The 6,881-nt window shown below is 73.7% G+C and carries 5 protein-coding genes; all 5 read right to left on the bottom strand.

Going from position 1 to position 6,881, the window contains the following annotated elements; genetic code table 11:
• Positions 1–218 precede the first annotated feature (218 nt).
• Positions 219–2,513: a DUF3141 domain-containing protein gene (locus H7965_RS19850; protein ID WP_186772324.1), complete on the bottom strand. Its 2,295-nt coding sequence runs from the start codon at positions 2,511–2,513 to the stop codon at positions 219–221.
• Between the two features lie 87 nt (positions 2,514–2,600).
• Positions 2,601–3,110 carry a hypothetical protein gene (locus tag H7965_RS19845; RefSeq protein ID WP_186772323.1) on the bottom strand — a complete coding sequence of 170 codons (510 nt, stop codon included), beginning with the start codon at positions 3,108–3,110 and terminating at the stop codon, positions 2,601–2,603.
• Positions 3,111–3,144: 34 nt separating this feature from the next.
• A complete protein-coding gene (locus tag H7965_RS19840) occupies positions 3,145–3,414 on the bottom strand; it encodes an acylphosphatase (RefSeq protein ID WP_186772322.1) in 270 nt (89 codons plus the stop codon).
• A complete protein-coding gene (locus H7965_RS19835; protein ID WP_186772321.1) occupies positions 3,411–4,148 on the bottom strand; it encodes an ATP12 family protein in 738 nt (245 codons plus the stop codon). Before H7965_RS19835 ends, H7965_RS19840 begins: the two co-directional genes overlap by 4 nt.
• Positions 4,149–4,170: 22 nt before the next feature.
• The gene (locus tag H7965_RS19830) at positions 4,171–6,771 is read right to left on the bottom strand and encodes an AsmA family protein (RefSeq protein ID WP_186772320.1); all 2,601 of its coding nucleotides are present in this window, start codon (positions 6,769–6,771) and stop codon (positions 4,171–4,173) included.
• Between the last annotated feature and the right edge of the window lie 110 nt (positions 6,772–6,881).

The raw sequence follows: 6,881 nt of genomic DNA, 5'->3' as shown, positions 1-6,881 counted from the left end.
GCGCCTTTGACATGCCTGTCGGCCTCCTCGCCGACAGACAGTTTGAATCAGATCCAGCCCGCGTCGGGGAATACCCCCTGATTCATTCAGCTCGGAAACCGCTCTAGAGCGGATCGCGGAGGCCGCTGCAGAGCGGACTCCCCTCTGCAAGAACCAGGCGATAGCGGATCGTCGTCGCGATCAGACGGCGAACCGCCCCGGGACCTTGTCCGCTCACCTCAATCGAATGGCACCGCCGCCGCGTGGAACGGCACGGGCGCCTGCGGCCCCAGTTCCAGCACGCTGCGGAGCTGCGCCAGCATCGCCGCCGCCGCCTCGCCGAGTTCGGCCTCCGGCCCCGCCACGGCTTCCACCGTGGCCAGGGCCCGGCCGCGTTCCGCGCCGGTCGGCAGCAGCTTCGGCAGGCTGGCCAGCGCTTCGGCCGGCGCCATGCTGGCGATGACCGTCTGCTCGCGGATCAGTGCCTGGCGGGCGCTGTCGGTCAGGTCGGCGAAGGGCGGCTCGGTCCGCAGCAGCGCGTTGGAGCGGGCGAGGCGGCTGCGTCGCACGCCGCCGCGTGCCTGCGCCAGCAGGATCATCATCCGCACCACCGCCTCGGCATAGCCGCCGGCATCGATGCGGTCGAGCGCCTGACGCACCTCCGGCGCATCGGCCAGCGCCACCACCGAGGGCGCTTCCACCGGCGTCTCGCCATTCTCGAGCCCGACCGCGGCGAGCCAGCCGTAGACGCCATGGAAGGCCACCTCGGTCCAGGCGTCGCGCCAGTCGCGCCAGGTGTCGATGCCGCGGGCGATACTGCCGGCCCAGAGCTTCTCCCAGGCGAGGAAGGGGTTCTCCGGGCTGGCCGGCGTGCGGTGGCGGCGCGCGAGTTCGGCCAGTGGCGCGACCGGTGCCATCAGCGGGTTGCGGTCGCTGAGCAGCGTGCGCCGCAGCCGCAGCGGGTGCAGCCGGCGACGCCACTCCGCGCTCTCCTCGGTCACCAACTGGCGCACCATCGGCGCGGCAAACACATCGTAGAGCGACTGATTCAGCGCCGAGATCCTGGCGACTGCCGGGAAGGCCTCGTTCTTCGCCTCGCCGCTGCGGGCGCGGATATCGGCGATGGAGCGTTCCTTCAGCTCCACCTGCCAGGCGTTGGATCCAGGGGCGCGGGTGATCAGCATCTCGTAGAGGCCGGGCGCGACGCTGTCGATCAGCGCCAGGGTCTCGGCGATCTCGGAATGCTCCTTCAGCGCCACGGCGCCGGAGACGAAGATGCCGAGGTGGCCGATCTCGTCATGCATCAGGTAGACGATGGTCTGGCCGAGCGCCTTGATCTCCTGCTCGTCGCGGTAGACATCGGCGATCCAGCGCAGCGCCTGGCCGGGCGGGGTGATGTTGTCGCCCGCGGAGGCAAACACGATCACCGGGGACCGCACGGCGCGCATGTTGAAGGTCGCGCCGCCACCCGCGGAAATCTCGCCGCGGGCGAAGCGGTCGCCGATGAACAGGTTCTCGACGATCCAGCGGATCTCGTCGCGGTTCATCAGGAAGTAGCCGCCCCACCAGCGCTCGAACTCCAGGAAGCGCTCGGCCTCGGTGTCGGCATGGCGGTAGAGGTTGTAGTATTTGCTGAACCAGGTGTTGGCCGGCGACAGGCTCTCGAAATTCAGCACGAGGTCGGCGCCGTCGAATTTGCCATGGCCGAGGTCGGCCATCAGCGCCGCCGGCCAGGACCCGCCGGCGAGGCCGCCGAGATAGCGCATCGGGTTCCGCCCGCGCTCGCCGGCCCAGTAGGACAGCGGGGCGCCGTTCAGCACCAGCGCGCCGCAAAGCTCCGGCTGGCTGGCCGCCAGCATCATCACCGCCCAGCCACCCTGGCAATTGCCGATGACGACGGGCTTCGGCGCCTGCGGGTGCAGCGCGTGGATGCGGTGGAGGAAGGCGGTCTCCGCCGCGGTGATGTCGAGCACGGTCTGGCCCGGCTCGGGGTCGCGGAAGAAGATGACGAAATATACCGCATGGCCGCGCCGCAGGGCGACGCCGACCTGGCTGTCCGACTTGAAGCCGCCGATGCCGGCGCCATGGCCGGCGCGCGGGTCGATGATGACGAAGGGGCGCAGCGCCGGGTCGGCCGGCCGGGTGCCGGCAGGCGGGATGATGCGCACCAGGGCGTAGTTGCACGGCCGCGGCAGGCTGCGGCCATCCAGCACCATCTCCCAGTCGAACACCAGCACCGGCGGGCAGCCGGCGGCCTCATGTTCGGTGAAGGCGTTGCCGGCGCGGCGCATGGTGTCCCAGAACAGCAGCGCCCGCTGTCCGGCATCGAGGGCATAGGCGGCGGCGTCGCGGGTGAGGGTCACCGGGTCGGCGGGCAGGCGCGGCGGCAGGGTCGGGCGCGGGATCGGCAGCAGCGCGGAGGCGTGACGGTTCACCACATCCGCCATGGCCTGGGCCTGGTCGAGCACGCGCGACATGGTTGCGGCGCCGCGGGCGAAGAATTCCTGGCCCGGGGGAGGGGTCACCATGGTCATGGATGGCGTATCCTGTTCATTCGCGGGCTGTTGCACCGCAACATAACACAGGTCCAGGAGTTTCGCTCCCATGCCGCATGGCGGGTCTCAGCGGGCGACCCGCCCCGGCCCCACCAGCGCCACCACCCGGCCAGTCAGGCTGTTGCCGGAAAGCTCCACCGCCACCTTGCTGCGGTTGCGGACGAAGACCGTGACCCGTGGCAGCAGGGTCTCGAAACGGTTGTCGAGAATGCGCAGGCTGGGAGTCGGCTGCGTCACCCCCTCGAAGCCGATGGCGATGGCGGTGCCGGGATTGCCGGAGCGTGGGCCCTTGTGCAGGGTATTGCCGCGCAGCAGCACCTCCTCGCCGTTCGGCAGGTCGACCAGATAGCTGGCATTGTCGTCCGGCGTGTCGAGGATCTGGCTGTCCACCACTTCGGTTCGCGCGGCGCGGGACTTCACATGGTGGCACACCCGTGTCGCCTCGAACCGGCTGCGGCGGATCAGCAACGCGCCGAGCCGCCCGGCATAGATGCCACGGGCGCAGGCGTGGCCGTCGCGCAACGCGCCATTGCCGAGGAAGACGCTGTCCTCGATCAGCAAGGTCGCGTCGGGCACCGCCAGCAGGGGGAGCAGTCGAGCGAGCCGCGTCCTAGAGCTGCCGGAAGCCGTCGCCCTCGGGCAGATCCTCGGCGAAGCTCTCCTCGATGCGGTCGACCCGGGCCAGCACCGGGCCACGGCGGCAGGCGGTGAGCAGCGCCTGCACCGCCGGCTCGGGACCCGCCACCAGCGCCTCCACACTGCCATCGGCGCGGTTGCGCACCCAGCCGGAGAGGCCAAGGCGCGACGCTTCCCGCAGCATCCATGCCCGGTAGCCGACGCCCTGGACCCTTCCCTCGATCCGCAGGTGGCGGGCGTTCATGCCGAAGGCCCCGCGTCCAGGAGGCTCGTGGCTGGCCCGGCCAGTGCCACGAGCCGGGCAGCCAGCGCGACATCCCGGGCGATCCGCGCGCGCCGCGCCGCCGCCTCCGGGTCGGTACCCCAGAATGCCTCCTGGTGGCGCTCGTCGAGGGTCGCCAGCGCATGCGCCGCCTCCGGCCCCAGCCTGCCCTGCACCACCGCCAGGCCGAGTACCAGGCTGCCGAAGGCCGGCACCAGCACGCCAAGCGCGGCGAGGTGCAGCGGCGGCAGCTGGCCCACCGCGCGGCGCAGCGCCGCCAGCGCCACCGGGTCCTGCGGCACCGGCATCAGCCCGGTGGTGACCCTGAGCGGCGCATCGTGCTGCAACGCCGCCCAATCGAGCAGCGGCTGCCATTCGGCGGCCTGCAACTCGGCGAGCTTCGTTTCCTCCGCCCGGTAGCAGAGCAGGTCGGTCTCGGCGTATTTCGCCAGCCCTTCCACCATCGCCGCCGGATCCGGGGCGATGCGTTCCTGCGCCGTGCCGGCGAGGCGGGTCAGCGGCACATCCTCCATGGTCATCTCGCCGCCCTTGGCGCCGCCGGCGGCAGCCCATTCGGCGGCGATCGCGGCGGCCAGCGGCTCGGCCTCGACCAGCAGCGGCGTGCCGCTAGGCAGCCGCACCGGGCGGCCGTCCAGCGCCACGCCGAAACCGCCGGCCCGGGGCTCGGCGGTGGCGGTATCCCAGAATCGCTTCATCGGCAGCTCACTTCTCGCGGCTTCAACGTCCGAACAAGTCTCGCAGCATCTGCTGCGCGGGGGCGGGCAGGGCGGGCTGGCGGTCCGGTGCCGGCCGCGCTGCCGGGGCGGCCTCGGCGGCGGGGGCCTGGCTGGCCGGCACCGGCCCGGCGCGGCCGCCGCGCACCACCGCCAGCACCGGGCCGCATTCGGGCAGCCCGCCACCGGCGCCGGGCGCAGTACCGCGCTCGGCGCCGAGCGCGCCGAGCAGCCCATCCGCCAGGTTGCTCGGGGTGCGCAGCAGCCCCTCGGCGGTGCCGATCAGCCCGCCCGCCACCCCGGCATAGTCCGGCCGCGGCGCGGAGAACCGCCCGCCGACCGGCAGCGGCGCCCGGATGCGCACGAGGTTCACCCCCGGCACCGGTACCGTCAGGTCGAGCTGGAGCCGCATCGCCAAGGTCTCATCCCGCAGATTGGCACTGCCGCCGCCGCCGATCCTGCCCAGGCTGCCATCCAGCAGCAGCGCCTGGCTCTGGGCGATGCCATCCTGCACGGCGAAGCGGGCGGCGGCGCAGGCGATGGCGATGCGGCCCTCGGCCAGTGCCGCAAGCTGCGGCAAGGCCCGGCGCAGGTCGCCGAGGGCGCGGGAGAGCGCGCTGTCCTGGCCCTGGTCGACATGGCCGGAGGTCAGCGCCACCGCGGCATGGCCGGTGGCGGTGGCGGCCACCGCCCGCAGGTCGCGGCCGCGGCCGCGCAGGTTCACATCCAGCTCCAGCCGGCCGGCGGTGCCGCCCGGCGCGTGGAGGGCGGCGAGCAGCGCCGGCAAATCCAGCGCCTCGGAGAAGACCGCGGCCTCGACGCTCGGCGGCGTGGCGGTGACATCGGCACCGAGGCGGGCGGCGATCCTGCCGCCCGGCAGGGTGGCGGTCGGCAGATCGAAGCGCGCCTTGCCATCCTGGATGACCGCCGCGAGCTCGACATCCCGAACCCCGACGCCGCCGGCCTGCACCGTGCCGATGGTCCAGCGCAGGTCGCTATCGGTCATCCGCAGCGCTTCCAGCGGCAGCGGGATGTCGGGGATGACCCGGCCGTCATGCGCGGCGGGCGGGGCAGCCGGCGCGGCGGCCGGGCCGGCGGGCGCCGGTGGCGGTCGCAGCGCGTCGAGATCGAGGCGGGAGGAGGCCAGCGCGCCGCTGATCCCCTGCCGCTGCCCGACCACATAGGTGAGGTCGCCCGCCGCATCGAAGGCGGAGGAGGTGATGCGCAGCCCGCGCAGGAAGGCGCCGCCGGCGAAGCCCGGGGTGCGCTCCGCCAGCTTCGCCTCGGCGACAATCTCGCGCACCGGCGGCAGCGGCGTGCCGGCCAGGCCGGAAAGCGCCGCCAGCTCCGGCACCTTCAGCCCGAGCGCCAGATCGACGCCCTGCAGCCGCGCCGGATCGGCGATGCTGCCCTTCACGCTGGCCTCGGCGGTGGCGAGGCGGAAGGCGAGGTCGAGCGGCCATGGCCCGCCGGGGCCACCGGGCAGCAGCAGGGCCGGGGCGCCGAGGCTGCCGGAGAGGGCCAGCGGCATATCGCCCAGCGCGCCGGTCGCCTCCAGCGCCAGCGGCTGGTCCTGCCGCGGCAGGGTCGCCTTCAGCGCGGCGAGGCGGAGGCCGGGGAAGACGGCGTCGAGCGGGCTCTCGCCGACCGCCAGCCGCAGGCCCGAAACCTCCGGCAGCCGGCCGGCGCCGGCATCCGCCACGGTCGCGGCGAGATCGATGCCGCGCAGCGGCGGCAGCGGCGCATCTGGCAGCAGCGGCGCCAGCCGGGCGAGCTCCGGCACCAGTGCGGTGACGGCGAAGCGCCAGCCTTGCCCGGCTCGTGGCCGGGCGATGCCGCCCTCGGCGGCGAGGCGGGCGCCGGCCGCCTCCAGCGCGAGGCTCACCGGCCAGGGCTGCGCCGGCGGCGGGCCGAGCAGCGCGGCCAGCGGCCCGGTCTGGCCGCTCAGCGCGAAGCCGGCGCCATTCAGGGTGAAATCGCCGGCGAAGCGCATCGGCCCCTCGCCGCCTTCGGCCTCGAAACGCGGGACCGCGAGCACCCGGGTCCGCCCGGTGACGCCGTCCCGCCAGGTCAGGCTGCCCTCAGTCACCACCACCCGGTCCAGCTGGATGCCGAGCTGCCGCTGCGCCGTCTCGGCCGCAGCTGGCGGCGCCGTGGCAGGGGCCGGGGCCGGGGCTGCGCCGGGTGGGGCGAAGGCCCAGTTCGGCTGGCCGGCCTTGTCGGTCTCCAGCAGGAGGTCGGGGGCGACCAGCACCAGCCGCCGCACCTCCACCCGGCGGGAGAGCAGCGGCAATAGGGCGAGTTCCACCTCCGCCCGGCGCATGCGCAGCATCTCCGGCCGGGAGCCGCTGGGCATGTTGGCCAGCGCCACGCCATCCACGGTCAGGGTCGGCGTCAGGGAGAATTTCAGCCCGATCGGCCCGGAGAGGGTCAGCGCCCGGCCGGTCGCCTGCTGCACCGCCGCCTGGATGCGCGGCTTCTGCGCCTCGGCATCGAAGGTCGCCAGGACGATGGCCAGGGCACCGAGCGGCAGCAGTACCACCAGCGCCAGGCCGGCCAGGGCCCAGCGCAGCCAGCGGCGTGGTGTTCCGGAAGTCTCTGCCATCCCGATCGCTCCGTCCGGTGTCCCGCCCCTGACCGCCGCTGGCGGCGGTCAGGGCCGGCGGGCCATCCAGCCATTGTCTTCAGACCGCCGCCCGCGGTTCCACCACCCTT

It is taken from the genome of Siccirubricoccus deserti (genome assembly GCF_014283215.1).
GTDB lineage: Bacteria > Pseudomonadota > Alphaproteobacteria > Acetobacterales > Acetobacteraceae > Siccirubricoccus > Siccirubricoccus deserti.
This window is presented reverse-complemented; position numbering and strand designations above follow the sequence as displayed.

Bases quoted from the DNA above. Each gene is read 5' to 3' on its own strand.
- H7965_RS19850 (WP_186772324.1), bottom strand. From the start codon at position 2,513: ATGACCATGGTGACCCCTCCCCCGGGCCAGGAATTCTTCGCCCGCGGC.
- H7965_RS19830 (WP_186772320.1), bottom strand. From the start codon at position 6,771: ATGGCAGAGACTTCCGGAACACCACGCCGCTGGCTGCGCTGGGCCCTG.
- H7965_RS19835 (WP_186772321.1), bottom strand. From the start codon at position 4,148: ATGAAGCGATTCTGGGATACCGCCACCGCCGAGCCCCGGGCCGGCGGT.
- H7965_RS19840 (WP_186772322.1), bottom strand. From the start codon at position 3,414: ATGAACGCCCGCCACCTGCGGATCGAGGGAAGGGTCCAGGGCGTCGGC.